The organism is Mesorhizobium sp. AD1-1, assembly GCF_020164655.1.
Lineage (GTDB): Bacteria > Pseudomonadota > Alphaproteobacteria > Rhizobiales > Rhizobiaceae > Mesorhizobium > Mesorhizobium ciceri.
This window is the reverse complement of the sequence record NZ_JAIUGP010000004.1, coordinates 222,460-246,958: the sequence shown is the minus strand read 5'-3', so window position 1 is coordinate 246,958 and position 24,499 is coordinate 222,460. Positions and strand designations below refer to the sequence as shown.

26 protein-coding genes are annotated in these 24,499 nt (G+C 63.6%); 7 read left to right on the top strand and 19 right to left on the bottom strand.

Annotation, left to right across the window (positions count from 1 at the left end):
• Window positions 1-24: 24 nt before the first annotated feature.
• The 3 genes from LB519_RS10860 to LB519_RS10850 are packed head-to-tail and all read left to right on the top strand — an operon-like array spanning window position 25 to window position 2,821.
• Window positions 25-1,170 (top strand): ABC transporter ATP-binding protein, encoded by a 1,146-nt coding sequence (locus LB519_RS10860; protein WP_024502486.1) that lies wholly within the window; start codon window positions 25-27, stop codon window positions 1,168-1,170.
• The gene (locus LB519_RS10855) at window positions 1,163-2,020 is read left to right on the top strand and encodes a 2-aminoethylphosphonate ABC transporter permease subunit (protein ID WP_127368840.1); all 858 of its coding nucleotides are present in this window, start codon (window positions 1,163-1,165) and stop codon (window positions 2,018-2,020) included. Before LB519_RS10860 ends, LB519_RS10855 begins: the two co-directional genes overlap by 8 nt.
• Window positions 2,021-2,023: 3 nt before the next feature.
• Window positions 2,024-2,821: an ABC transporter permease subunit gene (locus tag LB519_RS10850; protein ID WP_013533032.1), complete on the top strand. Its 798-nt coding sequence runs from the start codon at window positions 2,024-2,026 to the stop codon at window positions 2,819-2,821.
• A 14-nt stretch (window positions 2,822-2,835) separates the two neighbouring features.
• Here the strand turns inward: LB519_RS10850 and LB519_RS10845 are convergent, their stop codons facing one another.
• From LB519_RS10845 to LB519_RS10810, 8 genes are all read right to left on the bottom strand, one after another.
• Window positions 2,836-3,291, bottom strand: coding sequence for a MaoC/PaaZ C-terminal domain-containing protein (locus LB519_RS10845; protein WP_027163926.1), 456 nt, complete (start codon window positions 3,289-3,291; stop codon window positions 2,836-2,838).
• Entirely contained in the window at window positions 3,288-4,364 is a 1,077-nt protein-coding gene (locus tag LB519_RS10840; protein ID WP_063171548.1) for a Gfo/Idh/MocA family protein, read from the bottom strand. Before LB519_RS10840 ends, LB519_RS10845 begins: the two co-directional genes overlap by 4 nt.
• Window positions 4,357-4,686 (bottom strand): L-rhamnose mutarotase, encoded by a 330-nt coding sequence (locus tag LB519_RS10835; protein ID WP_063167540.1) that lies wholly within the window; start codon window positions 4,684-4,686, stop codon window positions 4,357-4,359. Before LB519_RS10835 ends, LB519_RS10840 begins: the two co-directional genes overlap by 8 nt.
• A gap of 9 nt (window positions 4,687-4,695) precedes the next feature.
• Window positions 4,696-5,808 (bottom strand): mandelate racemase/muconate lactonizing enzyme family protein, encoded by a 1,113-nt coding sequence (locus LB519_RS10830; RefSeq protein ID WP_224619898.1) that lies wholly within the window; start codon window positions 5,806-5,808, stop codon window positions 4,696-4,698.
• 5 nt (window positions 5,809-5,813) lie between these two features.
• Entirely contained in the window at window positions 5,814-6,911 is a 1,098-nt protein-coding gene (locus tag LB519_RS10825) for an ABC transporter ATP-binding protein (RefSeq protein ID WP_013533027.1), read from the bottom strand.
• A 4-nt stretch (window positions 6,912-6,915) separates the two neighbouring features.
• The gene (locus LB519_RS10820) at window positions 6,916-7,782 is read right to left on the bottom strand and encodes a carbohydrate ABC transporter permease (protein ID WP_063171551.1); all 867 of its coding nucleotides are present in this window, start codon (window positions 7,780-7,782) and stop codon (window positions 6,916-6,918) included.
• A gap of 2 nt (window positions 7,783-7,784) precedes the next feature.
• The gene (locus LB519_RS10815) at window positions 7,785-8,681 is read right to left on the bottom strand and encodes a carbohydrate ABC transporter permease (protein WP_013533025.1); all 897 of its coding nucleotides are present in this window, start codon (window positions 8,679-8,681) and stop codon (window positions 7,785-7,787) included.
• Window positions 8,682-8,815: 134 nt separating this feature from the next.
• Window positions 8,816-10,135 (bottom strand): ABC transporter substrate-binding protein, encoded by a 1,320-nt coding sequence (locus LB519_RS10810; protein ID WP_127369284.1) that lies wholly within the window; start codon window positions 10,133-10,135, stop codon window positions 8,816-8,818.
• Between the two features lie 169 nt (window positions 10,136-10,304).
• Here LB519_RS10810 and LB519_RS10805 point away from each other — a divergent pair, with 169 nt between their 5' ends.
• Complete coding sequence (locus tag LB519_RS10805; RefSeq protein WP_013533023.1) at window positions 10,305-11,090, top strand: IclR family transcriptional regulator; 786 nt, start codon at window positions 10,305-10,307, stop codon at window positions 11,088-11,090.
• Window positions 11,091-11,155: 65 nt separating this feature from the next.
• Window positions 11,156-11,995, top strand: coding sequence for an amidohydrolase family protein (locus LB519_RS10800; protein WP_024502496.1), 840 nt, complete (start codon window positions 11,156-11,158; stop codon window positions 11,993-11,995).
• Between the two features lie 9 nt (window positions 11,996-12,004).
• On the opposite strand, the gene LB519_RS10795 is transcribed toward LB519_RS10800, so the two are convergent.
• The 8 genes from LB519_RS10795 to LB519_RS10760 all read right to left on the bottom strand — a co-directional run bounded on the left by LB519_RS10795 (window position 12,005) and on the right by LB519_RS10760 (window position 19,572).
• Window positions 12,005-12,976 (bottom strand): ABC transporter permease, encoded by a 972-nt coding sequence (locus LB519_RS10795; protein WP_027163924.1) that lies wholly within the window; start codon window positions 12,974-12,976, stop codon window positions 12,005-12,007.
• A gap of 1 nt (window position 12,977) precedes the next feature.
• On the bottom strand, window positions 12,978-13,928 hold the full coding sequence (locus tag LB519_RS10790) for an ABC transporter permease (protein WP_224619896.1): 951 nt from the start codon (window positions 13,926-13,928) through the stop codon (window positions 12,978-12,980).
• Window positions 13,925-14,683, bottom strand: a complete 759-nt coding sequence (locus LB519_RS10785) for an ATP-binding cassette domain-containing protein (RefSeq protein WP_224619894.1) — start codon at window positions 14,681-14,683, stop codon at window positions 13,925-13,927. The genes LB519_RS10790 and LB519_RS10785 overlap by 4 nt, the downstream gene beginning before the upstream one ends.
• Complete coding sequence (locus tag LB519_RS10780; RefSeq protein ID WP_013533018.1) at window positions 14,676-15,413, bottom strand: ATP-binding cassette domain-containing protein; 738 nt, start codon at window positions 15,411-15,413, stop codon at window positions 14,676-14,678. Before LB519_RS10780 ends, LB519_RS10785 begins: the two co-directional genes overlap by 8 nt.
• Window positions 15,414-15,479: 66 nt before the next feature.
• The gene (locus LB519_RS10775; protein WP_024502499.1) at window positions 15,480-16,667 is read right to left on the bottom strand and encodes an ABC transporter substrate-binding protein; all 1,188 of its coding nucleotides are present in this window, start codon (window positions 16,665-16,667) and stop codon (window positions 15,480-15,482) included.
• 25 nt (window positions 16,668-16,692) lie between these two features.
• Window positions 16,693-17,862 (bottom strand): extracellular solute-binding protein, encoded by a 1,170-nt coding sequence (locus LB519_RS10770; protein WP_224619891.1) that lies wholly within the window; start codon window positions 17,860-17,862, stop codon window positions 16,693-16,695.
• On the bottom strand, window positions 17,859-19,019 hold the full coding sequence (locus LB519_RS10765) for a CaiB/BaiF CoA transferase family protein (RefSeq protein WP_224619889.1): 1,161 nt from the start codon (window positions 19,017-19,019) through the stop codon (window positions 17,859-17,861). The genes LB519_RS10770 and LB519_RS10765 overlap by 4 nt, the downstream gene beginning before the upstream one ends.
• Before the next feature lies 1 nt (window position 19,020).
• Window positions 19,021-19,572, bottom strand: a complete 552-nt coding sequence (locus LB519_RS10760; protein WP_224619888.1) for a MaoC family dehydratase — start codon at window positions 19,570-19,572, stop codon at window positions 19,021-19,023.
• A 199-nt stretch (window positions 19,573-19,771) separates the two neighbouring features.
• Here LB519_RS10760 and LB519_RS10755 point away from each other — a divergent pair, with 199 nt between their 5' ends.
• The gene (locus tag LB519_RS10755; RefSeq protein WP_127368787.1) at window positions 19,772-20,869 is read left to right on the top strand and encodes a lactonase family protein; all 1,098 of its coding nucleotides are present in this window, start codon (window positions 19,772-19,774) and stop codon (window positions 20,867-20,869) included.
• 41 nt (window positions 20,870-20,910) lie between these two features.
• On the opposite strand, the gene LB519_RS10750 is transcribed toward LB519_RS10755, so the two are convergent.
• The 3 genes from LB519_RS10750 to LB519_RS10740 all read right to left on the bottom strand — a co-directional run bounded on the left by LB519_RS10750 (window position 20,911) and on the right by LB519_RS10740 (window position 23,494).
• Window positions 20,911-21,897, bottom strand: coding sequence for a Tim44 domain-containing protein (locus tag LB519_RS10750; RefSeq protein WP_224619876.1), 987 nt, complete (start codon window positions 21,895-21,897; stop codon window positions 20,911-20,913).
• Between the two features lie 73 nt (window positions 21,898-21,970).
• A complete protein-coding gene (locus LB519_RS10745) occupies window positions 21,971-22,273 on the bottom strand; it encodes a zf-TFIIB domain-containing protein (RefSeq protein ID WP_024502504.1) in 303 nt (100 codons plus the stop codon).
• A gap of 231 nt (window positions 22,274-22,504) precedes the next feature.
• Complete coding sequence (locus tag LB519_RS10740) at window positions 22,505-23,494, bottom strand: zinc-dependent alcohol dehydrogenase family protein (RefSeq protein WP_224619873.1); 990 nt, start codon at window positions 23,492-23,494, stop codon at window positions 22,505-22,507.
• A gap of 102 nt (window positions 23,495-23,596) precedes the next feature.
• On the opposite strand from LB519_RS10740, the gene LB519_RS10735 reads away from it, so the two are divergent.
• The gene (locus LB519_RS10735) at window positions 23,597-24,499 is read left to right on the top strand and encodes a LysR family transcriptional regulator (protein ID WP_063171561.1); all 903 of its coding nucleotides are present in this window, start codon (window positions 23,597-23,599) and stop codon (window positions 24,497-24,499) included.

Here is a 24,499-nt window from a genome sequence, read left to right as displayed (position 1 = left end):
AAGGGAAACCCGGAGGACCACGCCATGTCGGCCGCAGCCTTTACTGGTACCAGTGTCATGGACATCGACGCCGCGAAGGTTCGCGGCGCCGGCTCCAATGTCCATTTCGACAAGGTCAGCGTTGCCTATGGCGCGCATGTCGTCCTGCATCCGCTGACCCTGGATATCGCACCTGGCGAGATCCTGGCGATGATCGGCCCATCCGGATCCGGCAAGACGACGGCCTTGCGCGCCGTGGCGGGCTTCGTGCGACCCGCCAGCGGGCGGATCCGCATCGGCGCCACCGATGTGACCGATCTGCCGCCCTACGAGCGCGGCCTTGGCATGGTGGTGCAGAACTACGCGCTGTTTCCGCATATGCGGGTCGAGGACAACGTTGCCTTCGGCCTCAGAGCACAGGGCGCCGACAAGGCGCTGATCGGTGAGCGGATCAAGGATGCGCTGGGCACTGTCGGCATGTCGGCCTATGCCCGGCGCTATCCGCGCGAGCTTTCGGGCGGCCAGCAGCAGCGCGTGGCGATTGCGCGTGCCTTGGCCGTGCGGCCGCGCGTGCTCCTGCTCGACGAGCCGCTCTCGGCGCTCGACGCCCAGATCCGCCGCAACATGGTCGAGGAGATTGCGCGGCTGCACCGCAGCCTGCCCGGCCTCACGATCCTCTATGTCACCCACGACCAGACCGAGGCACTGACGCTTGCCGACAAGATCGCCATCATGCGCGACGGCAGGGTCTGTTCGCATGGACCGACGACCGAACTCTACCGCCGCCCGCCAAACCGTTTTACGGCCGAGTTCCTCGGCCGCGCCAATCTTCTTCCGGTAACGGTTGCCGAGGCCGTCGGGTCGAAGGGATTTGCCACGGCAAGGCATGGTGACGCGCTGCTGACCGGCGCCGGCCGCAACGAGAAGGCCGGCGACAAGAGCCTGCTCTGTATCAGGCCGCAGCATCTCAGCCTGACCGCCGACAGCGACCATACCAACCGCATCGTGGGCACGCTCCAGGAAGTGCACTGGCAGGGCGAACTGACCCATCTCGTGCTCGACGTCGACGGCACGCCGGTGCGTGTCTCGGCGACCAGGCTGCCGATCGCCTTGCCCGAACCCGGCGCCAAGGTGCCGCTGTTCTTCGCGCCCGCCGACACCTCGCTTCTCCCGGAAGACGCCGGTGTCTGAGGCCGTCACACTTCGCGCGCCGGCGTTTCGGAGGGAACCCGGCAAGCTCTGGATAGTGCCACCGGCGGCCCTGCTGGCGCTGCTGTTCTTCTATCCGTTGGCACTGATTGCCCGCCAGGCCTTCCTCGACGACAGTGGCGTCGCCAATGTCGCCGAAGTCATCCGCGTGCTGCATTCGCGCTTCTTCCTCAACGCGCTGATCAACACGGTATCGATCTCGGTCGCGGCGACAGCCGGATGCCTGGTCGTCGGCCTCGTGCTGGCGCTGATTCTGGCCTTCGTGCCGTTCCCCGGCAGCGGCTTCATCGCCCGGCTGATCGATACCTTCATCGCGCTGCCGACATTCCTGGTGACGCTTGCCTTCACCTTCCTCTACGGCTCCGCCGGCATGCTCAATGCCGGGCTGATGGAGACCTTTTCGCTGCCGCTGCCGCCCGTCGATTTCCTCTATTCCGCGTGGGGTGTGATCCTGGCCGAGGTCACTGTCTACACACCCTTCATCCTGCGGCCGCTGCTCGCCGCCTTTTCGCTGGTCGACCGTGGCCAGATCGAAGCGGCGAGCGTGCTCGGCGCGCGGCCGTTTCGCATCGTTCGCCAGGTGATCCTGCCGGCGGCAATCCCGGCACTCATCGCCGGCGGCAGCCTGTGCCTGCTGTTGACTGTCAACGAATTCGGTATCGTGCTGTTCATCGGCGCCAAGGGCGTCATCACCCTGCCGCTGCTGATCTATGGCAAGGCGATCCAGGAATCGGCCTATCAGGTCGCCTGTATCATCGCCGTCGTCAACATCGCGCTGTCGCTCGGCCTGTTCGGCCTCTACCGTTTCGCCGCCGGCCGGTTGGGAGCCTAGCCCATGCTGGTCTGGTCACGCTCCGGTCGTCTTGTCCTGTGGGTGCTCTTCGCACTGATCTTCGGCGTGCTGTTCCTGGCGCCGCTCGCGGTCATCCTCCTGTCCAGCCTCGCCGACCAGTGGAACGGCGTGCTGCCCAACGGCCTGACGACGGAGCACTACACCGATGTCATTTCCGGTGCCGCCGGCAGAGCGGTCAAGGCGAGCCTGGTCACCGGCTTCCTGGCCAGCGCGCTGGCGCTGGTCAGCGGCACCTGGGCGGCCCTGTCGCTGCGCCTCCAGGGCCATGCCTTGCGGCGGCTGCTCGGCCTTTTGTTCTTCATCCCAAGCGCGGTCCCTTCGGTGTCTGTCGGCCTTGGCCTGCTGGTTGCCTTCAGCCATCCGCCGCTGCTGCTCAACGGCACGATCGCGATCGTCATGATCGCGCATTTCGTGCTGATCTCGGCTTTCACCTTCGGCAATGTCTCGGCTGGACTGGCGCGGCTTTCGCCCGACTTCGAGCAGGTGGCATCGAGCCTCGGCGCTCGCCCGGCCTACCGGCTTTGGCACGTCACACTGCCCTTGCTCGCACCCTATCTGGTCGCCGCCTTCGGTCTCAGTTTCGCGCTGTCGATGGGGGAACTCGGCGCCACCGTCATGGTCTACCCGCCGGGTTGGGTGACGCTGCCGGTCTCGATCTTCAGCCTTACCGATCGCGGCGACATCTTTGCCGGCGCGGCACTGACAATGATCCTGGTCGTGGCGACGCTGGTTCTCTTGCTCGGGCTGGAGCGCATTACCAAGCGCGCTACCGGCTCGTAGGACTTTCCCGAGTCTCAGCCCTGCGCCGGCCTGCGTTCGACGATGTAGATGTGGTCTGCCGCCAGCACCACGTCGCCGCGCTGGTTGATCACCTCGCACCGCTCGATCACCCGTCCTGAACCCGGCCGCTTGGGATCGTCTTCCTTGACCGCGATGGTGGTGCGCGTGCGGATTGTGTCGCCGATGAACACCGGCTTGATGAAGCGCAGCCGGTCGTAGCCGTAGGAAAAGGCGACAGGGTTAACGACGCTCGCGGTCAGCCCGATGCCGACCGAGAACACCAGCGTGCCATGCGCGATGCGCTGGCCGAATGGCGTCGTCTTCATGTACTCGGCGTCCATGTGGTGCGGAAAGAAATCGCCGGTGTGGCCGGCATGGACGATGAAGTCGGTCTCGGTGATGGTGCGGCCGCTTGTTAGGCGCGACGCGCCAATCTCGTAATCCTCGAAATACTGGATCTGTTCCATCAGGGTCTTTCCGCAATCGGCGTTGCCGGTGCCGCGCTCGACTGATACGCCGCCTCGACCAGCGCCATCGTGCTCCAGGCATCTTCGACGGGGCTTATCAGCGTATCATCTTCTCCGGTCGCAAAGCGCTGGACATTGGCCATGCGGCCGACGAAGGCATCGGGAAACCACTCGCCGGCCAAGGGCACGGCGATCCAGCCCGTTCCGCCCTTCGGATAGATCTCCAATACATCCGGTTCGCCTGTGGGATAATCGAGGTTGAGACCCAGCTTGAGATAGGCGGCACCCTCTGTGCCGCAGATGCGGAACTCGCAGGCCTGATGCCGGCGACCGAATTTGTGGTCGTGGTTGATCGACAGCGCGCAACGCACGGTGTCGCCATAGTCGAGAATGGCGCTGGTGCGCGTCTGCGCCACCTTATGGTTGGGATGGCCGAGTGTCTTGGCGTGCACGCCTCTGGGGTCGCCGAGCAACTGCCGGATCAGGTCGAGATAGTGGATCGAATGCATGGCGATCTCGACGCGCGGCGCCTTGAGCAGGAATTCCCAAAGCTCCCATGGTGTCGCCAGCGCCAGCCAGGCGTCGAAGTCGACGATCTCGCCGAGCCAGCCCTTGCCGATGGCATCCTTCAGCGCCAGCATCATTGGCGCGAAACGCAATTGGAAGTTCACCGCCGCGTGCAGCCTCCTGGCGCGGCAGATTTCGAGGATCGCGGTCGCCTCGGCAAGATTGCTGCCCATCGGCTTCTGGATCAGCGCCACCGCGCCGTCAGGCAAGGACTTCAGCACATCGGCATGATGCGACGGCGGGGTGGCAAGGTCGAAGATCGCGCCCTCGACAGCAGTCGCTTCTTCGACCGAGCCAAAGGCCGTCACGCCCCATTGGCTGGCCAGCTTTTCAGCCCTGACATGATCAGGATCATAAAGCCCGGCAACCGGAAAGCCGGCCTTCCGGTAGGCTGGGAAATGCGCGTCGCCGACGATCGATCCCGCGCCGAAGGTGACGATCGGCCGGGGTCTTGAGGGTTTTGGCCAGGATTGAACGAGCAAGGCAGGGTCGAAGCCGCCTTCAGTCATGATGGAAGACCTCATCCATCTCGGCCCACCACTCGCCCTCCTTGCGGGTCGCCAGCGGCTCCTGGCAGGGCATGCAGACGGCCCACCATTCCTGCGTCTTCGGGTCGGCCGCCATCTTGGCCATGTCGGCGGCATAGTCGGTGCCGTGGTATTCAAAATAGGAAAACAGCAGGTTCTCCGGCCGCTTCAGGTAGATCGAATAGTTCTTGATGTTGCAGGCCGAGATCATGGTCAGCACGCCGGGCCAGACGGCGGCATGGAGCCGAACATACTCATCGACCTTTTCCGGCTTCAGTCCGAGAATCATCCCCATCCGCTGCATATCAGTCTCCTATTTCGTGATCGCCGTGGTGAATTCGGCGATGCTCATGGCCTTGACCGCGTCCCAGTCCCAATCGATGCCGATGCCCGCTTCGTCGGGCGCCAGCGCCTGGCCATCTTCGATGCGCATGCGCTTGCCGGTCAACTGGTCGAGCTGCGGAATGTACTCGACATATCGACCGTTCTGAACAGCGCAGGTCAGGCTGACATGCAGTTCCATCAGGAAATGCGGGCAGACCGGAATGTCGAAGGCCTCTGCCGCGTGCGCGATCTTGAGCCAGGGCGTGATGCCGCCGATGCGGCCGACATCGACCTGCACGATCGAACAGCCGCCTTTCTGCATGTATTCGCGGAAATGGCGGATCGAGTAGAGCGACTCGCCGATGGCGATCGGCGTCGGCGTCGAGTTCGACAATCGCACATGCCCATCGATGTCGTCGGCCGGCAGCGGTTCCTCGATCCAGGCGAGGTCGAGCTCACGCAGCCTCGCAGCGCGCCGGATCGCCTCGTCGACCGAAAACCCCTGATTGGCGTCGGTCATGATCTCGTAGCCGTCGCCGACCGCCTTGCGCACCGCCGACAGGCGGGCAAGATCCTCCGACCCGTGCGGCCTGCCGATCTTGACTTTCGAGCCGCGAAATCCCTTCGCCTTGGCGGCCAGCGCATCGTCGACCAGCGCCTGCGTCTCGATGTGCAGCCAACCGCCTTCGGTGGTGTAAAGCGGACAACGATCCTTGGCGCCGCCGGCCAGTTTCCACAAAGGCAGGTTTTGCTTCTTGGCCCGCAGATCCCAGAGTGCTGTATCGATGGCGGCGATCGCGATGGCGGTGATGGCACCGATGGTCGTGGCATGGGTGGCGAATTCGAGATCGTGCCAGATCGCCTCGATCATGTCGGGATCGCGGCCGATCAGGCGCGGCACCAGATGGTCCGAGAGCAGCCGCATCACCGACGAACCGCCGGTGCCGATCGTGTAGCTGTAACCGGTGCCGACCGCACCGTCGGAATCGGTGATCGTGACGATCGGCGTTTCCTGACTGACGAAGCTCTGGATCGCGTCGGTGCGCTTGACCTTGGGCACAAGGTCCACCATGCAAAGGTCGACTTTCTCGATTCTGGCCATGCCGATCAGCTCCGCAATGTCTTTCCGGTCTCAGTGGCAAACAGATGCGCCTGCGACATGTCGAGGCTCATGGCGACCCGCTCGCCCGGCCGCAGTGGCCTCGGGTTCAGCATGCGCGACACCCAGTCCGTGCCGTTGAATTCAACGAACACCAGCGTCTCGTTGCCGAGCGGTTCGGTGACCGTGATCGGCAGCTCGATCTGGTGGACATCGGCCGCGCCACCGGAACTGATGCCATGGCCGGTCGGGTAGATGTCGTCCGGCCGCAGCCCGAACACGACCTTGTCGCCGGTCGCGACATTGGCCTTGAACTGGCCGGGCAGCGGCAGCTTCTCGCCGCTGGCGAAAACCATCTGGCCGTCATCGATCGTCGCCTCGTGCAGATTCATCGGCGGTGAGCCGATGAAGCCGGCGACGAAGCGCGTCGCCGGCCGCCGGAACACCTCGTCGGGCGTGCCGACCTGTTCGATATGACCGTCGCGCATGATGACGATGCGATCGGCAAGCGTCATCGCCTCGACCTGGTCGTGGGTGACGTAGATCACTGTCGACTGCACCTTGGCATGCAGCTTCTTGATCTCGGTGCGCATCTGCGTGCGCAATTTGGCGTCGAGATTGGAAAGCGGTTCGTCGAACAGAAACACATCGGGGTCGCGCACGATGGCGCGACCCATTGCGACGCGCTGGCGTTGGCCGCCGGACAGTTGCGACGGGCGTCGATCGAGCAGCGTGTCGAGGCCGAGGATGGCCGAGGCCTCGGCGACGCGGCGGTCCATGTCTTCTTTGGCGGCGCCGGCGATCTTCAGGGAGAAGCCGAGATTCTCGCGCACCGTCATGTGCGGATAGAGCGCGTAGGATTGGAACACCATCGAGATGTTGCGCGAGCGTGGCGGCAAATCGTTGACGATGCGTCCGCCGATCTCGATCGAGCCGGCGCTGATTTCCTCCAGCCCGGCGATCATGCGCAGCGTCGTCGACTTGCCGCAGCCGGACGGGCCGACCAGCGCAATGAACTCGCGGTCGGCAATGTCGAGATCGATGCCGTGCACGATCCCAATAGTGCCGTAGCGCTTGGTCAGCTTGGTGAGGGTAACGGTTGCCATGGGATCAACCTTTCACCGCGCCGGAGGTCAGGCCGCCGACAAGGTGTTTCTGGACTATGTAGGTGAGGGTGAGCGCCGGGATGATCATCACCACGGCCAGCGCGCACATGCCGCGCCAATCGATGGTGAACTCGGCCGTGTAGTCGAGCAGGCCGACCGGCAGCGTCTTGGCGCTCACCGAGCGGGTCAGCTGCGAGGCCAGCGCGAACTCGTTCCAGCAGGTCAGGAAGGCGAAGATCGCGGCCGACGCAATGCCCGGTCCGGCGAGCGGAAACTCGACCTGCCAGAACGCCTGCCAGCGCGTGCAGCCGTCGATCTGCGCCGCTTCCGCGAGGTCCTTGGGCACCTGCCGGAAGAAGCCGTCGATCAGCCAGATGGTGAACGGCACGTTGAGCGCGACATAGGCGAGGATCAGCCCGAAATGGGTGTCGATGATGCCGAGCCGCACATAGAGGAAGAACAGCGGCAGCGAGAGCGCGATGCCCGGCACGGTGCGCGTCAGCATCAGGCCGAGGAAGACGCTCGATTTACCGCGAAAACGATAGCGGGCGAACGCATAGCCGCCTGCCATGCCGATGGCCACCGCAATCACCGTCGAGGTCACCGAGATGATCAGCGAGTTGCGGAAATATTCAATCACCGGGATGCCGCCCTTGCCGATGCCTGAGAACATCGCGACATAGGCGTCGAACGAAATCTCCTGTGGGATCCACACCGGTGGCTTTGCCATGATCTCGACCGTCGGCCGCAGCGACGACAGCACGATCCACAGGCCCGGCAGGCAGATGGTCAGCATCGCCAGGAACAGGCCGATGCGATAGACGATGCCGAGCAGCCGGCGCTTCAGGCGGGCGGAAGAATTCTCGTCCATCTTCACCACTCCGCACCGATCTGCGTGCGCGCCGCGGCGAGCTTGTTGAAGAAGTAGACGGTGAAGGCGATCGACAGCAGGATCGAAAAATAGGCCATGGCGTTGGCCATGCCCATGCGCCCGTCGCTGTAGGCGGTGCGGGCCACCAAGGTCCATAGCAGTTCGGTGCGGCCCGCCGGTCCGCCATCGGTCATGATCTTGACGATGTCATAGGCGCGCGCCACGTCGAGCGAACGGATGGTCATGGCGATGTAGGCGAAGGGCATGACGAATGGCCACGTCACATAGCGGAATGTCTGCCACGGCGTGCAGCCGTCGACCCGCGCCGCCTCGATCGGCTCCTTGGGCATGGCGAGCAGGCCGGCGAGGATCAGGATGGCGAAGATCGCCGTCGACGACCAGATCTCGGCGATCGAGATGGCGATGAAGGCGAGATGGCCCTCGATCAGCCACGGTATGGCGTCTCGCGTGATGCCGAGCGACTGCAGCGCATTGTTCACCAGGCCGATATTGTCGTTGAACATGAACTTGAATTGGAAGCCGACCAGGATCGGCGAGAACATCATCGGAAACATCATCAGCGTGCGCAGAATGCGCTGGCCGCGCGTCGCCTTCTCGACGAGCATGGCGAGGCCGAGCCCGAGCAGCATTTCGAGATTGAGCGCGATGGTCAGCAGCAGAACCGTGCGACCGAAGGCCCACCAGAAGTCGGTGTTGGACAGGATCGAAAGATAGTTCCGGATGCCGATGAAGACGTAGAACGTTTCGGGCCGCGTCAGGCGGAACGGGGTGAAGCTCGAATAGAGCGACAGAAGCAGCGGCACCACCACCACCGCCGCCAGCACGATCATGGCCGGAAGCAGCAGCAGGAATGGCGCGGATGGCTTGAAGCCCTTCATCAGAATCCTTGAGTGTTTGTATTTGGACGGCGGTGCGTTGGCTGGGCGCGAAGGGTTAGCGTAAACCGCTGGCATCCCGCGCAACGCGATCGCCTCCCCCATTGCTGATGGGGAGGCAGCCCTGGGAGCCGTTGCTAGAGCTTGCCGGCGTCCTGGAGGATTTGTGTCGCCTTGGCGGCGGCTTCATCCAGTGCCTGTTTCGAGGTCTTGTCGCCGAGGATCGCCGCCTGCAGCTCGGGATAGACGGCGTTCGAGATCTCGATCCATTCAGGCGTCTGCGGCACGGCGAAGGCGTGCTTGGCCTCTTCCTGGAAAGCGGTAAGAACCTCCTTCTTGTAAGGATCGTTTTCGGCCTGCTTCAGGTCCCAGTCCCAGACCGCGGTGCGGGTCGGCAGCGGACCGGCGGCGGCCTCGAGCTTCTGGCTGTCCTCGTTGGTCAGCCACCAAACCAGGGAAGCCGCGGCCTCCTTGTTCGGGCAGTTCTCGGTCACCGAGAAGCCATGGAAGCCGGACCAGCCGGTGCGCTTGCCGGACGAACCCTTCGGCGCGACTTTGACGCCGACATTGCCGGCGACCTTCGACGACTTCGGATCGTTGAAGAAGCCGGCCCAGCCCGGCCAATCCAGGTTGATGGCGACAGTGCCGGACGCAAAGCCCTGGCCGAGATCGTCCCAGAGATAGTTGGTGGTGCCGGCCGGCACAGCCTTGGCCTTGTAGAGGTTGACGAACCAGTCGAGCGCCCGGATGCCGGCCTCGGAGTTGAAGACCGGCTTGCCGTCCTTATCGAGATATTCGCCGCCCTCGGCGACGACCATCTCGTAGAAGCGGCCGTTGATCGCCTCTTCCTTACCGGCGAACTGGGTGCCGTAGAAATTGGGCGGGTTGGCGAAGAACTCGGCCTGGTCGGTGACTTCCTTCCAGGTGTCCGGCGGCACCAGGTCATAGCCGTATTTCGCCTTGAACTTGGTCTTGTTGTCGGCGTTCTCGTACAGGCTCTTCTGGTAGTAGAGCGCCGAAACGTCGAACTGCGCACGCGGCAGCATCTCCAGCTTGCCGTCGATGGTTGCCGCCTTGATCGTCGACGGCACGAAGGCGTCGATCTCTTCCTTCGGCAGCAACTTGCTGAGGTCGGTGTAGAGGCCGGTATATTGCGGCGCGAAGGAGGAATGGTTCCAGCCGACGCACCAGTTGGTGCTGCCCGAGGCGATGTCGGACTTGAGCTCCTTGTCGATATCGAAGCCGTTCTTCTTGGTCAGGATGTTGACCTTGGCGCCGGTCGCCTTCTCCCATTCCGGGATCCGTTCGTAGAGCTTTTCATATTGCTGGCCGCCGATCAGCTTCACGTCGACGGTCACGCCTTCGAACTTGCCGGGCAGGTCGCCGGCAAGGGCTGCGCCTGCACCAAATGCAAGCAACAATGCACCGGCGGAGACGCCGGAAAGCAGTCTGTTCATTGGTATCCTCCCTGGGTGCGCCTTGGCCGGCGACCGCAACTCGTCTGATGACAAGAAGTGCTACATTCATATACAAACAAAACATTCATGGAGACGTCAAGGCGAAATTTGTTTCCGCTGCGCACGTTCCTGCGTATATGAAGGGTGAAATTCACTGGAGGATGAGCCCATGGACGACAGCGAAGACGAGCGCTATCGCGCGCCGGCGCTCGACAAGGGGCTCGATATCCTTGAACTGCTGGCGGGCGTCGACGGGGGCCTGACCCAGGCCGAAATCGCCAAGAAACTCGACCGCAGTCCCAACGAATTCTATCGCATGCTGGACCGGCTGGTGCGGCGTGGCTACGTCACGCGCCTCGACGGCGACCGCTATTCGCTGACGCTCAAGCTGTTCGGCCTGGCACAGCTGCACGCGCCGGTACGGCGGCTGGTCTCCTATGCGACGCCGCTGATGCGTGAGCTTGCCGAGACATCGCAGCAGGCCAACCAACTCGTTGTTTTTGATCGTGGTTCTGCCGTCGTCATCGGTCAGCAGGAAGCACCGAACTACTGGGGCATATCGATCCGGGTCGGCTCCCATATCAGTCTATTCGATACCGGCTCGGGACATGTGCTGCTCGCCTTCCGCTCACCGGAAGAGCGCCAGATGATGATTTCCGAACACGTCCGCAGCACCGACAAGACGGCGCAATCGAGCGAGTTCTTCACCCGTCTCGACCAGATCCGCGACCGTGGCTACGAGATGATGGCTTCGATGCAGACAGCCGGCGTCTTCAACCTGTCGGCCCCGGTGCGCAGTTCCGACGGCAAGGCGATCGCCGCGCTGTCGATTCCCTACATCACGGTGGTCAACGCGCCTTCCGCACCCGATATCACCAGGACAATCGAACTGTTGCTGGCAACGTGTGAAAAGCTGTCGCACCTTGCTGGATCAGCAGTCGGCTCATCGGTGTGAATTCTTATTTGAATGAAGAATTCTCTCGTGAGATGATTTGAAAAACCAGAGGGAGGAGCCTCGCCATGATCATCGACACCCATCTTCACCTCATCGATCGCTCGGCCCTGCGCTATCCTTGGCTCGCCGGCGTGCCGGCGCTCAACCGCGATTTCTCTTATGAAGACTACGCGACGGAGGCGCAGCGTGTCGGCGTCGAGCGCGTGCTGCATATGGAGGTCGATGTCGATCCGGCCGACATCGAAGCCGAGACGGCTCGTGTGGAAGGACTGTCACGGCAGCCCGGCAGCATGCTGGCCGGGGTGATCGCGTCCTGCCGTCCTGAGGAAGGAGACTTCGCGGCCTATCTCGAACGGCAGCGGGCAAACCCGTTCGTAAGGGGCTTTCGCCGCGTCCTTCATGTCGCGCCCGACGAGCTCTCGGAAGGTGCGGTGTTCCGCGACAGCATCAAGCGGCTTGGCGGCACCGGCCTGACCTTCGATCTCGTCGTGCTGCCGCACCAGATTCCCAAGGCTATCGTGCTTGCCGACCTGGCACCCGATGTGACGTTCGTGCTCGACCATTGCGGCGTGCCCGACATCAAGGGCAACAGGGAACATCCATGGCGCGAGCATATGAGCGAGATCGCCCGGCGCCCGAATGTCATGGCCAAGATTTCCGGTGTCGTCGCCTATGCCGATGCCGGCAGCTGGACGGTCGAGACGTTGCGGCCGTACGTCGAGCACACCATCAATTCATTCGGCTGGGACCGCGTCGTCTGGGGCAGCGACTGGCCGGTCTGCACGCTAGGCGGCGGCCTGTCGACCTGGGTGGCGGCGAGCCATGCATTGCTGTCAGGCTGCAGCATTGACGAGCGCGACAGGCTGTTGTCCGGCAATGCCCGCAAGCTGTGGCGGCTCGACTGACAAGTCCTTTCAGATGGTTGCCGAGACGTGCCGTTCGCGGCCATAGAGCGAAACCAGCAGCACGATGACGAAGCCGAGCGCGGCCTGCACCGCCGCGGGCTGGAAGCCGAGGCCGATGAGCAGCGTGTTGATCTCGGTCAGCACCAGCACGCCGGCGATCGTGCCGAGATAGCTGCCCCGACCGCCGACCAGTGCTGCGCCGCCGACAACGACCGCTGCGATGGTCTGGAACAGATAGGGCTGGCCGACATCGCCATAGGCCGAGCCGGTGAAGCCGAGCAGCAGCACGCCCGCGACAGCGGCGAAGAAGGCGCTTGCTGCATAGGTGATGACCCACATGCGAACCGGATCGATCAGCGCCAGCGGCGCCGCTCCCGGATTGCTGCCCAACGCATAGAGCCGGCGGCCATAGGGCGTCCGCTCCAGCACCAGCACGACCAGCGCCGCCAGCACGACCAGGCTTGGCACCAGCCACGGCACCGGCAGCGGGCCGGCCGATCCGCCGATCGAGACGAAGCTGGAAACCGCTTGTGGCGCGGAGCCTGACGGGAAGCCGGCTGTCCACAGCAGCACCAGCCCTTGCACGACCATGCCGATTCCGAGCGTGACGATGAGCGGCTGGATGTCGAGGCTGCGCGAGATCAGCCCGTTCAGCCCGCCGATGACGAGCGCCAGCGCGCCGACCAGGCCGCAGACGAGAAAAAAGTTCCAGCCATCGCCATAAAGCTGCGCCGCCACAACATTGGCAAAGCCGATGACGAAGGGGATCGAAAGGTCAATGCCGCCCATGACGACGACCAGCGTCTGGCCAATCGAGGCCACGGCGAGCAGCGAGGCGAGCACCAGCATGGCCCGTATCGCAAACGGCGCCGAGTAGCCGGGAATGAGAATTGTGCCGGCAAGGTGCAGAAGGGCGGCGACGCAGAAGGCGCCGACGACACGGGCGTTGGTTGTCGCGAAGAGGTTTTGGCGCAAAACCATGTCAGCGTCTCCCCATGGCAAGACGTTCCTGCAGCGCTGTCAGCATCACCGCCAGCACCAGGATCGCGCCGTAGGCGATCTGCAGCACGAAGGTCGAGACGTTGAACGTCGTCAGCACGCTCTGCAGCAAGAAGATGTCGATGGCGCCGATGGCGGCACCCGCCACGCCACCACGGCCGCCGGCCAGGCTGACGCCGCCGAGCGCTATGGCAGCGATGGCGATCAGCGTGTAGGTCGGCCCTATGTTGGGGTCGGCGGAGCCGATCAGCGCGGTCAGCATCAGCCCGGCGCATCCGCCGAGGATGCCGGTCATGACATAGGCGATGAAGCGCACGCGCGTGACATCGATACCGGCGGTGTAGGCGGCGCGGTCGTCGCTGCCGACCGCCATAAGCTGGTCGTAGTATGGCGTGCGCCGAACCAGCCACCAGGCGACGAGCATCGCCGCCAGCGGCAGCATCGACAGCGAACCGGACAGCGCCTTGAGCCAGGCCGGCGCTGGGCCGATCGGCGCCGGCAGGATTGTCAGCGTCACGCCGGTCAGGATCAGATAGGTGCCGAGCGTGGCGACGATCGGCTGAATGCGCACGATTGTCGCCAGGAAGCCGTTCGCCGCGCCCACCAGCGCGCCGACGAGCAACGCCGCCGGAACGAGCACCAAGGGCGACGAGATGCCGGTGCCGAGGAACAGCACCTGGATCGTCAAAGCGTTGACAAAGCCCATCAATGGCCCGACCGAGATGTCGATTCCGCCACGCCCGGCGAGGATGACAGGCGTGGAGGCGATGGCAGCACCGATCAAGGGCGCCGCCAATCCGACCAGCGCCCCCCAGGAACCCGGCTGGAACCGTCCCGGGCTGAGGATGAGATTGACCGCAAGCAGCACGACCAGCAGCACGACGGCGAAGCCGAAATTTCGTCCAAGGGACAGGAGGCGCGCAACAGGGCTCATGCCGCACGTCCGAACATGGCTGATATCACGCCGTCGGTGGTGAGCGCGTTGCCGGCGATCTCGGCCGCGACCTCATTCTCACGGAACACCAGCACGCGCTGGCACAGGAGAAGAATCTCCTCGATTTCGCTGGACAGGATGGCGAGCCCCATGCCGTCGGCCGCCAGCCCGCGAAACACGTCGTAGAGAACATGCCGCGTCGCCACGTCGACGCCACGCGTCGGATCGTTGAGGAGCAGGATCGCGGGCTCCAGCGCCAAGGCCCGCGCCAGCAGCACCTTCTGCTGGTTGCCGCCCGACAAAGTGGTGATCGGCGCATCGGGCCGGGGTGCGGCGATTGACAGTTTTTCGCGGTAGATGTCGTAGCGCGCCTTGCGCGCCGCCGGGCTGATCAGGCCGAGCCGTGTGTCGCGTGACAGAGTCGAAACGGCGAAATTGTCGAGCACCGACTGCGTCGGGAAAATGCCGTTGGCGCGTCGGTCGCGCGGCAAATAGGCGATGCCGCTGGCGACAGCCTTGCGAAACCCGGTGATCTTACGGGACGCATCCGATGCACCGAGTTCGATCGAGCCGCCATGCGGCGGTTCCAGGCCAGCAAGCATCTTGAGAAACAGCTCCTGGCCATGACCATCGAGGCCGGCAAGCCCGACGATCTCACCCGGAGCGATTGCCTGCGTGATCGGGCTGGCGCCGGGCGCGATGACGAGTTCGCGAACGGCAAGACCACCAAAATCGAGAGCGGTGCGATCAGCCATGCGCAAGCTCCGCGGCGGTACGTGGCGCCATTGTCTTGAGAAGCTCAGCCGGCGTCGAAGCGCCGCGCTCTTCGGTGCGCACCACGCTGCCGCCCCGCAGGATCGAGATGCGATCCGAAAGCGACATCACCTCGTCCATGCGGTGGGTGATGAACAGGATCAGGCAGCCCTCGCCGGCAAGCGCACGCATCAACGAAAAAACGGATTCGCGATCGGCGAAGTCGAGCGCGGCGGTGACCTCGTCGAGGATCAGGATCTTTGGGTTGCGCACGATCGCGCGAGCAAGGACGACCAATTGCTGCGCGGCGAGCGGCAGCAGGCCGGCTGGCATGTCGAGAGGGACGTCGGTGACCGCGAAGCGCTTAAGCGCAGCTTTCGCCCGGTCACGGCGCTCGTTGCGGGGCACAGCGCGCCGGACCAGCCCGTCGAGGCCGAGCAGGATGTTGTCGGTCACGCTGCGATCCGGCGCGATCAGCACCTCCTGGAACACCGTGGCGAAGCCTTGCGCCTGGAAGGCCGAGGGGTTGGCGCCCGAGAACGGCTTGCCGTGCAGGAGGATCGCGCCGCTGTCCGGCTGGACGATGCCGGACAACAGCTTGACCATCGTGCTCTTGCCCGAACCGTTCTCGCCCAGGATGGTGTGGATGGTTCCCGCCCGAAACGCGATCGATGCGTCCGCGAGCGCGATCGTCTCGCCATAGCGTTTGGATATGGTTTTGACTTCAAGCATGTCGCATTTCGATGCTGGCAGGCCGGCTCCCCGAAAGGAGCCGGCCTGTTGAGAGATTAGCAGGCGTCACTTTGCACAGGCATCGGGCACCTTCGAATAGTCCCAGCCCTTGGTTGGCGCCGGGTTCGAGAAATAGGCGTCGAGCCATTCCTCCGGCATCGGATCTTTCGGCGGGATCGGGAAGATAGACACGGCGTCCGTCGTCATGCAGTCCTTGTACCAGGCACCGAGATCGGCGGTGTGGACAGGCGGGATCGGGATCAGCAGCGTGTTCAGCTTCGGCTTCTGCCCGTCGAGCATGCGCTCGCCGACGCGGAACAGCGTCTGCGCGGTCCAGTGCGGCAGCACCGCATGGCCTTCGAAGCGGTACTTGTCGGGGTTGGCCTTCCAGTAGCCCAGCGCATCGCCGGTGATCGAGCCGGTGATCAATGGTGCGGGCCGGCCGGCTTCTGCGAAGGCTTCGGCGACGACGCGGCTTTCGCTGCCTGTCGTCCACACTGCATCGATCGGCGCCGGGTTGGTGGCGATCGCCTGCAGCACCACGGTCTTGGTGACGTTGGCTGTCCAGTTGCCATTGACATTGCGCGAGATCTTCAGCTTCGGATTTTCAGTCAGCGCCTTGTCCGCGCCCTGGCGCTCCTGCACCACGATCGGGTGTCCGGCGATGCCTTCGACCAGAAGGATGCTGGCGCCGTCCGGCTGCGCCTTGCCGATCGCCGCCATCATGTCGTAGCCCCAGCGCGCATAGTTGGAATCGACATTGATGGCGTTCGGGCTGGTCACCGAACCGGCAGCGGTGATGAACGGAATGCCGGCTTTGGCGGCAGCGTCGATCGCATCATCGAGTGCCGTCGCCGAGCCCGGAATCGAGGTGATGATCGAGCACTTCTTGTCGATGAAGGCGCGGATCTGGTTGATCTGCTGGCTGGCGTCGTTGTTGGAATCAGACACCTCGAAGCTGGACACCGTTCCGTCGGCGATCAGCCCGTCGACGAGACGCTTCAATTCCTTGGTCACCGTGACCCGCCACGGATTGCCCTGGTAGGATTCCGAGTGGCACCATTTCCACGGTTTCGGCGGCGCTGTGAAATTGTCCCAGGCCGAAGGCAGCACCTTCTGCGGCGCGCCGTCATATTGCGCCTTGAGTTCGGTTGGCAGCCCGCCGATGACGCCTTGCACATCCTGCGCAAAGGCGGTCGTTGCAAGCGAGGCAAGCGCGGTTGCGGCCAGCAGGCCGCGGATCATTCCTGTCATCTCGTTCTCCTCCGTTCGGTTTGGTTCAGGCTCCTCCACCGGCAGCGCCGGACACCTGCACCGGGGAACTCTCCCGAAACAGGCGATTGAGATCGGCAACAACCTGTCGGGCTTGATGCCGGGAGGTCATGCCGGAAAGGATGCGTTCGGATGCTGCTTGCTGGAAAGTCATGTAGCCGTCGTGGCGCGGCCGCACCCATGCACCCTCCAGCGTCGCGCGCGTATCCCGATAGAAGTCGCCGGTCGCTTCATTGACAGCCTGGTCCTCCCAGGCCGCTGCATGGCCGGGCTGGCCGCCGGCGGCGGCATAGGCGCCACGCTGGACATCGCCGCTCGCGACCCAATAGGCGAAGTCGATCGCGGCATCCCTGGCTTTGGAAAAGGCTGATACGGCTATGCCGGTGCCGCCAAGCGCCGAACCGACCGGGCCGCCGGAACCGATGACCGGAACATCGGCAAAGGCCAGCCGGTTCGCCCGAAAGCCAGCCGTCGCATAGGAAACGTAACCATAGATCAGTGGCGCGCAGACGAACTTGGAACCGGCCTCCGCCATACGTTCGGAGACGGCAATCGGGTCCATCTCGAAACACGCGGGATCGACCAGCGCTGCGATCTCGCGCATTGCCTCGAAGACTTGGCTACCGATCTCCACATCGATCAGATCGTGGGACGGATCGGTCGTGCAGGCATGCCCGAGATTGCCGGCAAGCGTGTAGAACACCATCAACACGTGAGGCGGCCGCAGCGGCAGCAGCACGCGGCCTTGCCGGGCGAGATTGAGCACCTCGCTCCAGCGCGCCGGCGGCGCCGCGAGCGCATCCGGACGCCATGCCTGGACCTGGGTTGCCGCATCGATCGGGAAAGCCCATTGCCGTCCTTGCCAGTTGTAGCTCGGATAGGACTGGCCGATGCTGCCTGAGGCAAGGGCCGTGCGTTCCGCCTCGCGTCCGGCGACATCCAGCGGCTCCAGGCAGCCTTCGGCCGTGATCTGGCCGACATGCGGATGGTCGATGACGATGAGGTCATAGGCGCGCGCCAGTTCTTCGACCGGGAAGGATTCGAAGTCCTGCAGCGAGCGCTTGTCCCATTCGATGGCAATACCGGTCTTCTGCTGCCACAGCGCCGAGCAGGCGACCATCGGATCATAGCCACGCGGATGGCTCCAGGTCATGCCTTTGAGCTTGGGCGAACTCACAGGCCGAACTCCGCGCGGATGGCGGCACTGTGCTCGCCGATGCGGGGCGCCGCCCGATCGGCCTTGGCTCTTATGCCATCGACCCGGAGCGGCGAACTGGTGGTGAGGATCGAGACATCGTCCTCGCGCGTCACAGTCTGCAGCATGCCGAGGGAATGGAACCCTTCGCTCGCCAGCATCTCCGGCCAGGTCAGCACTTTGGCGCACCAGATGTCGGCCGGCTCGAGGATATCAAGCCACTCGTCGATCGTCTTGGTGGCGATCCGCTGTGCAATGATCGCCTTGATGTCGTCGCGCGCGGTGAACCACGACGCAGGCTTGTCGCGATAGGGTGCGAGTTCGCTGAGCGACAGGAGATCGGCCAGCTTGGGGATCGGCGTCATGGCGATGGCGAGGTATCCGTCCTTGGCCGGGTAAACACCGTAAGGCGCCGACAGATAGGCATGCGCGCTGCGGAAGCTGGAGCGCCTGGGCAGCCGGCGGCCGTCATTGAGATGCGTCGTCAGCACCTCGAACTGGAAATCGACCAGCGCTTCCAGGAGACTGGTTTCGATATGGCTGCCCTTGCCGGTGATGCCGCGCCGCACGAGTGCGGCCAGAATGCCTTGCGCGCAGGCGGCACCGGCCAGCATGTCGCCGATGGCAAGACCGAACGGCACCGGCCCTTGGTCCTCATCGCCGTTCAGCCACATCACGCCGGAGCGCGCCTGCGCCAGCAGGTCTTGGCCGGGTCTCTTGACCCATGGTCCGTCTTCGCCATAGCCGCTGATCGAGGCATAGACCAGCCGCGGATTGATCTTGCGGACCGCCTCATAGTCCAAGCCGAGCCGCTCGATGACGCCCGGCCGGAAATTCTGGATCAGCACATCGGCCTTGGCCAGAAGGCCGCGCAACGCCTCGAGATCGGCCTCGTTCTTGAGGTCGATGGCAAGACTTTCCTTGGCCCGGTTGATGGCATGGAAGATGGTGGAATCGCCGCCGATCTCGGTGTCGCTGAGATAGAGCCGGCGCGACAGGTCGCCGCCATCCGGACGCTCGATCTTGATGACGCGGGCGCCGAGATCGAGCAGCCTGAGTGAGCAATAGGGCCCGGACAGGAACTGGCTCATGTCGACGACGACGAGACCGGCGAGCGGCAATTCGGCTGCTGCCGGCATGCTATTTCTCCGTCTTGCCGACGAAGTCGGCCGGGTTGCGGTACTTCACCGTCTGCAGATGCTCGCAATACAAAACGAGCTCGCCTTCACCCTTGAACACCTCGTAGCTGGCGCGGATCAGTCCCATCTCCCTGTAGCGGGGCTTCTTGTCGAGGTTGGAACGGATCGAATAGATCGTGTCACCAATGAAGACAGGCTTAATGAAGCGGAGCTTGTCGTAGCCATAGGAGAAGGCATTGACGCAGTTGGTGGCGACCAGCCCCAGGCCAGCCGAAAAGACGAAGGCGCCGGCGATCAGCCGCTTGCCGAAAATGCCTTCGCTCTCGGCAAACATCTGGTCCTGCACATAGGGGTGGATGTCGAGCACCAGCGTGTTGAACAAATGGCTGTCGCCTTCGGCCATGGTGCGCCGCAACGAGCGGATTTTCTGGCCGACCGGCCAATCCTCGTAGAACCAGTTTTCGGCGTTCCACACCGGCAGCGCGGCATGGTCCGCGGGCATGTTCTTGGGATGCGTCGAGGCGACGCCGACGGTAGGTGCGAAATCGTTCATGGTCGGCACCGCCAGACCTGCATGGGGCACGTCACAGCTATCGGAAAACGCATCAAGGCGTCGAAATACAAGACGTCTCCTCCCGTCAATCTTCTTTTGTAAATAGTATTTTCACATATGGGGTTGTGTTGCAAGCGTGAACAGGCGAAATTTTGGCTGCTCCCGCGCGCCAAAGCGCAGGCGGGTAGGGGAGGAAATCATGCGCGAGAATTGTCTGGTCTTTGTCGGCAGCCTGAACCGCGAGGCGCCGTATTTTCAGGGCGCTCGGGGCGTCGGCCTCAGCGTCTACAGCTTTGACGAGACGACGCTGGAAACACGAAAACTGGCCGAGACCAACGACGTCGACAATCCGACCTTCCTCTCGGTGACACCGGACGGCTCGCGGATCTACGCCAACTCGGAAGTGTTCACCTGGCGCGAGGGCACCGTCTCAGCTTACAGCTTCGATCGAGCTTCGGGGACGCTCATTTATCTGAACAAGCAACCGTCGCTCGGCAGCATAGCCGCCCACAACACCATCACCCGCGACGGGACAAAACTGCTGGTCGCCAATTACGGCATGGGCGAGGGCGGCCCGGATCGCGCGGTGGCTGTCTATGGCTTCGAAGAGAACGGCGCCTTGTCGGCGCCGCTTGCCAGCGTTTCGCATGAGGGCAGCGGCCCGAATGTGGCGCGGCAGGAACGCTCGCATGCGCACAGCGTCACCGAAACCATCGGCGGGGGAACAGCCATCGTCGCCGACCTCGGCATCGACCGGCTGGTGTCTTACCGGATCGAGCGCGAGGGCAATCTGGCCAAGCTAACCGAATCCGCTTTGCCATCCGGCGCCGGTCCACGCCACCTCGCACTGCATCCGAACGGACGCTTCGTCTTCGTCATGAACGAACTGGATTCGACCATCGTGTCGATGACGCTGGACGAAGCCACCGGCAAGCTCTCGATCATCGACGCAAAGCCGGCGGTGCCGGCCGAGGCACGCGACAGCAACCACTGCGCCGATATCCAGATCTCACCGGATGGCCGTTTTGTCTACGGCTCCAACCGCGGCCATGACAGCGTCGTCATCATGGCGGTCGACCAGCAGACAGGGTCGCTCAGCCTCGTCAGCTATATCCCTTGCGGCGGCGCGACCCCGCGTAACCTGGCGCTGACGCCGTCAGGCGGCCATCTGTTTTCCGCCAACCAGAATGGCGACCGCATTTCGATCTTCGCCCGCGACGCCGACAGCGGCATACTGACCGACACCGGGCGCGCCATCGAGATCGGCACGCCGATGTGCGTCAAGATCGTACGCTGAACGCCCACAACTGCGAAGCCTCGGAAAAAATCGCCCGAGGCTCAAGCCTGTTGTATTGCCGAGAGCTTCCAGTTCGATCCATTCTCACGCACGAAAGTCCACAGCTCGGTCGTCTCTGTCGGATGATCATCGTCGCCCGCGACGATTTTGCCGCTGGCCCGTTCGCGCGTCACGTCACGAGATTCGTAGCGCAAGGCGGCCGTGGCGTAGTCGCGCTCATCCTCGCGCCAGCTTTCCGCGATGTCGGCCTGCAGCAAGGTGATATCAGTCACCTCGTTCCTGAGACCTTTCTGGGCATTGTCGGCCAACTCTTCCGACAGATAGGATACCATTTCGGGTGTAACCGCCCGGCGCAGAGCGGCATGGTCTTCGCGCCCGAATGCTTCCTGGACATCGGTCAGCAGCTGCTGGAATGCGTCGAGATCCGTCTGGGCCAGCGTGATCTCCTCGGAGGCGGCGGCCGGAGAGCCTCCACCTGAACCGCCGCCGAAACCGGGAATTGTGAAGGAGCCTGCAGTCGGCTGCCCTGCCGTTGAGCGGTTCTCAAATCGCGAAGCCTGGGCATTGCCGGCACCTGCGAGCGCCGGCGCGGGGCCGCGCGCGGATTGCGAGCGGAAGAACCTGATGGCCAGCATGATCGCGCCACCGATCAGCAAGGCCTGAAGCAGGAAACCGAACATGCCGGCCAGGCCGCCGAAGCCCTGACCCAAAAGCAGGCCGAACAGGCCGCCGAGCAACAGGCCGCGCATCATCGTTCCACCGAAACCGCTCATGAAGCCGGGCCTCTGCAGGCCGGCCTGCGGCTGCCGGGCCGCGTTGTTCACACCGGTGTTGGGCGTCATCGACCGCTCGACCGGAGCGGTCGGTGCTGGGGCCGTCCTGGTCGGCGGTGCCGATTGGAACGTACGCATGCCACGACTGCCGAAACTGCCGCCACGACGGGCCTCGGCATGGTCCATCGCAACCATGGAGAATGCAAGGAACAGTCCTGCAAAGAGGGCTGCAAATCGGCTGGTGCGGGAAATCATCGGAGATGAACCTTTGTCGATGTGGTTTCGGAAGTTTCAGCAAGTGCCGGCCTGGATGTCGGGCATCATGCGGTCAGTCGAACAACTCTTCGAAGAATGATTTCTTCCGCTTTGGATAGCGGTGACCGTGCGAGCGGGAATAATCGTCATCGCGGCTCTGGCCATGTTGTGGCTGGGAGAATGCTGCCGGCTGTGGCTGCGGCGCGGGCGCCGCTTCCCTGCCGGAACGCTCGATGATCTTGTCGAGTTCTCCTCGATCAAGCCAGACGCCGCGGCACTGCGGACAGTAGTCGATTTCGATACCCTGGCGTTCGCTCATCACGAGCGCGACGCGGCAGGAGGGGCAAACCATACCGAGGAGGGAAGTAGATGTCATACGGGGCTCCAAACCGAAAGGAATGAGCCCGCTTGACCGAAAGAATGGAAACGGGCCCGTTAAAGCGGTCCGACATCACAATCGCCAAAAGCGACAGTCAGAGGGGCCCGGCCCGCACCGAACAGTTAGGGATGCAAAGCCGCGGCTTCAAGGCCGATATTGCCCTGCAAGAATGATTTGTTCGCCACCGTTGCTCAGGCAGTCACCACGATTCAAATCGTCACCACGATCTCAGATCGTCACTACGATCTTGCCGAACTGCTCGTTCGATTCCAGATAGCGATGCGCCTCGACGATTTGGTCGAACGCGAAGGTCCTGTCGATGATCGGCCTCAGCGTCCCGTCCTCCAGACCTTCGACGATAAACGCCTTGGCGGCCTCGAGTTTCACAGGGTTGCCGGTGATCTCGTGGACGAGGTAGCCGCGCAGTGTCAGCGTCTTGCTCAGCACCGCTGGCAGCGGGAATGGCGTCGGCTCGCGGCTGAGACCGCCATATTCGATGAGGATGCCGCCACGCGACATGGCCGCTGTGAGTGGCTCGAAGATCGGGCCGCCGACCGCATCGAACACGACGCGCACGCCTTCAGGCCCTGCGATCTCATTCAGCCGTGCCGCCAAATCCTCCTCGGCCAAGGTGACGACTTCAGCCGCGCCGGCATCGAGCAGGGCCTGCCTCTTCGCCGATGTCCGCGTCACCGCAATCGCTGTTGCACCGACCCTGTTGGCGATCTGGATTGCCGCAAGCCCGACGCTGCTCGAGGCTGCGGTGATCACCACGTGGTCTCCGCTGTGCAGCCCGGCGATATCGATCAGCGCGCCATAGGCGGTGAGATACTGCATCCAGACGGCCGCTGCCGTCTGCCAGTCGAGCGACGGCGGATGCTTGACGACAAGTCCGGCGGGGTAGGTGGCAAACTCGCCATAGGCCGGCCAGCGGATCATCGATTGCGGCGGGATGACACTGACGCTGTCGCCCGGCGCGAAATCCTTCACGCCGACACCAATAGCCTCGATGACGCCCGCCGCTTCAAGACCAAGCCCCGAGGGGAGCGTCGGCGTCTCGATATAGGAAGCCGCGCGCAGCAGCGCTTCGGCGCGATTGAGGCCGAGTGCCTTGACCCGGATTTGAACTTCGCCCGAACCCGGTGGGGAAAGCGCGACATCCTCGATGCGCAGAACCTCGGGACCACCATGCTGGTGAAAGCGAACTACGCGTGTCATTCGGGATACTCCAAATCATCAGAACCGAATGAGCTATGCAGCCGGTCTTGCTGGGGATAAATGGCTGTAAGAGAAGAACAGTAGAAACCAGGAGTTCCGAATATGGATCGGCTTGAGAGCATGGCCGTGTTCGTCAAGGCGGTCGATCTCGGCTCGTTCGCGGCCGCGGCGGTCGCGCTCGACCTCTCCGGACCGATGGTAGGCAAGCATGTCCGGTTTATCGAGGAGCGGCTGGGCGTGCGGCTGCTCAACCGGACCACGCGACGGCAGAGCCTGACCGACTTCGGCCGCGCTTACTATGAACGCTGTCGGGTGGTGCTCGCCGAGGCCGAAGCCGCCGATGCGCTCGCCGCCGAACAGTTTTCGGAGCCACGTGGAAAACTGCGGGTCACCATGCCGGCGCATTTCGGGCGCCATTGCGTGACCCCCGTGTTGCTGAAGCTGGCCCATCAATATCCGATGCTGGAACTCGACCTGTCGCTCACCGACCGCTTCGCGGATCTTGCCGAGGACGGCTACGATCTCGCAATCCGCACCGGCACTCTTGACGACAAGGTGGGGGTGATTGCGCGTCGCGTCGCGCGTCAGGGCATGGTCGTCTGCGCGGCACCCTCTTATCTCAGAATTCATGGCGAGCCGCAGCGGATCGAGGATCTCGCCGACCATCAGGCGATTGTCTACCGCCGGCTCGGCCAGGTCGTTCAGCCGTGGTTGTTTGTGCGCGAGGGGCAACCCACGCTCGAGATCACGCCAACCGGACGGCTGCGGCTCGACGATCTCGATGCCATCGCCGACGCGGCCGCCGACGGCATGGGGCTGGCCTGGCTGCCCTGGTGGCTGGTACGCGACCGCATTCAGGCCGGCGCGCTGATGGCGCTGTTGCCGGACCAGCCGCGATATCTCTACGACTGCCACGCGCTTTGGCTGCAGACACCGCATCTGCCGCTGAAGGTGCGGCTGGCCGTCGATGCGCTGGCCGTCGCCTTGCCGAAATCGATGGCCTGA

What these genes read in the sequence shown, in the direction of transcription:
- LB519_RS10860 (WP_024502486.1), top strand. Translation starts at nt 25, where the DNA reads ATGTCGGCCGCAGCCTTTACTGGTACCAGTGTCATGGACATCGACGCC.
- LB519_RS10850 (WP_013533032.1), top strand. Translation starts at nt 2,024, where the DNA reads ATGCTGGTCTGGTCACGCTCCGGTCGTCTTGTCCTGTGGGTGCTCTTC.
- LB519_RS10840 (WP_063171548.1), bottom strand. Translation starts at nt 4,364, where the DNA reads ATGACTGAAGGCGGCTTCGACCCTGCCTTGCTCGTTCAATCCTGGCCA.
- LB519_RS10835 (WP_063167540.1), bottom strand. Translation starts at nt 4,686, where the DNA reads ATGCAGCGGATGGGGATGATTCTCGGACTGAAGCCGGAAAAGGTCGAT.
- LB519_RS10830 (WP_224619898.1), bottom strand. Translation starts at nt 5,808, where the DNA reads ATGGCCAGAATCGAGAAAGTCGACCTTTGCATGGTGGACCTTGTGCCC.
- LB519_RS10825 (WP_013533027.1), bottom strand. Translation starts at nt 6,911, where the DNA reads ATGGCAACCGTTACCCTCACCAAGCTGACCAAGCGCTACGGCACTATT.
- LB519_RS10820 (WP_063171551.1), bottom strand. Translation starts at nt 7,782, where the DNA reads ATGGACGAGAATTCTTCCGCCCGCCTGAAGCGCCGGCTGCTCGGCATC.
- LB519_RS10815 (WP_013533025.1), bottom strand. Translation starts at nt 8,681, where the DNA reads ATGAAGGGCTTCAAGCCATCCGCGCCATTCCTGCTGCTGCTTCCGGCC.
- LB519_RS10810 (WP_127369284.1), bottom strand. Translation starts at nt 10,135, where the DNA reads ATGAACAGACTGCTTTCCGGCGTCTCCGCCGGTGCATTGTTGCTTGCA.
- LB519_RS10805 (WP_013533023.1), top strand. Translation starts at nt 10,305, where the DNA reads ATGGACGACAGCGAAGACGAGCGCTATCGCGCGCCGGCGCTCGACAAG.
- LB519_RS10800 (WP_024502496.1), top strand. Translation starts at nt 11,156, where the DNA reads ATGATCATCGACACCCATCTTCACCTCATCGATCGCTCGGCCCTGCGC.
- LB519_RS10795 (WP_027163924.1), bottom strand. Translation starts at nt 12,976, where the DNA reads ATGGTTTTGCGCCAAAACCTCTTCGCGACAACCAACGCCCGTGTCGTC.
- LB519_RS10790 (WP_224619896.1), bottom strand. Translation starts at nt 13,928, where the DNA reads ATGAGCCCTGTTGCGCGCCTCCTGTCCCTTGGACGAAATTTCGGCTTC.
- LB519_RS10785 (WP_224619894.1), bottom strand. Translation starts at nt 14,683, where the DNA reads ATGGCTGATCGCACCGCTCTCGATTTTGGTGGTCTTGCCGTTCGCGAA.
- LB519_RS10780 (WP_013533018.1), bottom strand. Translation starts at nt 15,413, where the DNA reads ATGCTTGAAGTCAAAACCATATCCAAACGCTATGGCGAGACGATCGCG.
- LB519_RS10775 (WP_024502499.1), bottom strand. Translation starts at nt 16,667, where the DNA reads ATGACAGGAATGATCCGCGGCCTGCTGGCCGCAACCGCGCTTGCCTCG.
- LB519_RS10765 (WP_224619889.1), bottom strand. Translation starts at nt 19,019, where the DNA reads ATGCCGGCAGCAGCCGAATTGCCGCTCGCCGGTCTCGTCGTCGTCGAC.
- LB519_RS10760 (WP_224619888.1), bottom strand. Translation starts at nt 19,572, where the DNA reads ATGAACGATTTCGCACCTACCGTCGGCGTCGCCTCGACGCATCCCAAG.
- LB519_RS10755 (WP_127368787.1), top strand. Translation starts at nt 19,772, where the DNA reads ATGCGCGAGAATTGTCTGGTCTTTGTCGGCAGCCTGAACCGCGAGGCG.
- LB519_RS10750 (WP_224619876.1), bottom strand. Translation starts at nt 21,897, where the DNA reads ATGATTTCCCGCACCAGCCGATTTGCAGCCCTCTTTGCAGGACTGTTC.
- LB519_RS10745 (WP_024502504.1), bottom strand. Translation starts at nt 22,273, where the DNA reads ATGACATCTACTTCCCTCCTCGGTATGGTTTGCCCCTCCTGCCGCGTC.
- LB519_RS10740 (WP_224619873.1), bottom strand. Translation starts at nt 23,494, where the DNA reads ATGACACGCGTAGTTCGCTTTCACCAGCATGGTGGTCCCGAGGTTCTG.
- LB519_RS10735 (WP_063171561.1), top strand. Translation starts at nt 23,597, where the DNA reads ATGGATCGGCTTGAGAGCATGGCCGTGTTCGTCAAGGCGGTCGATCTC.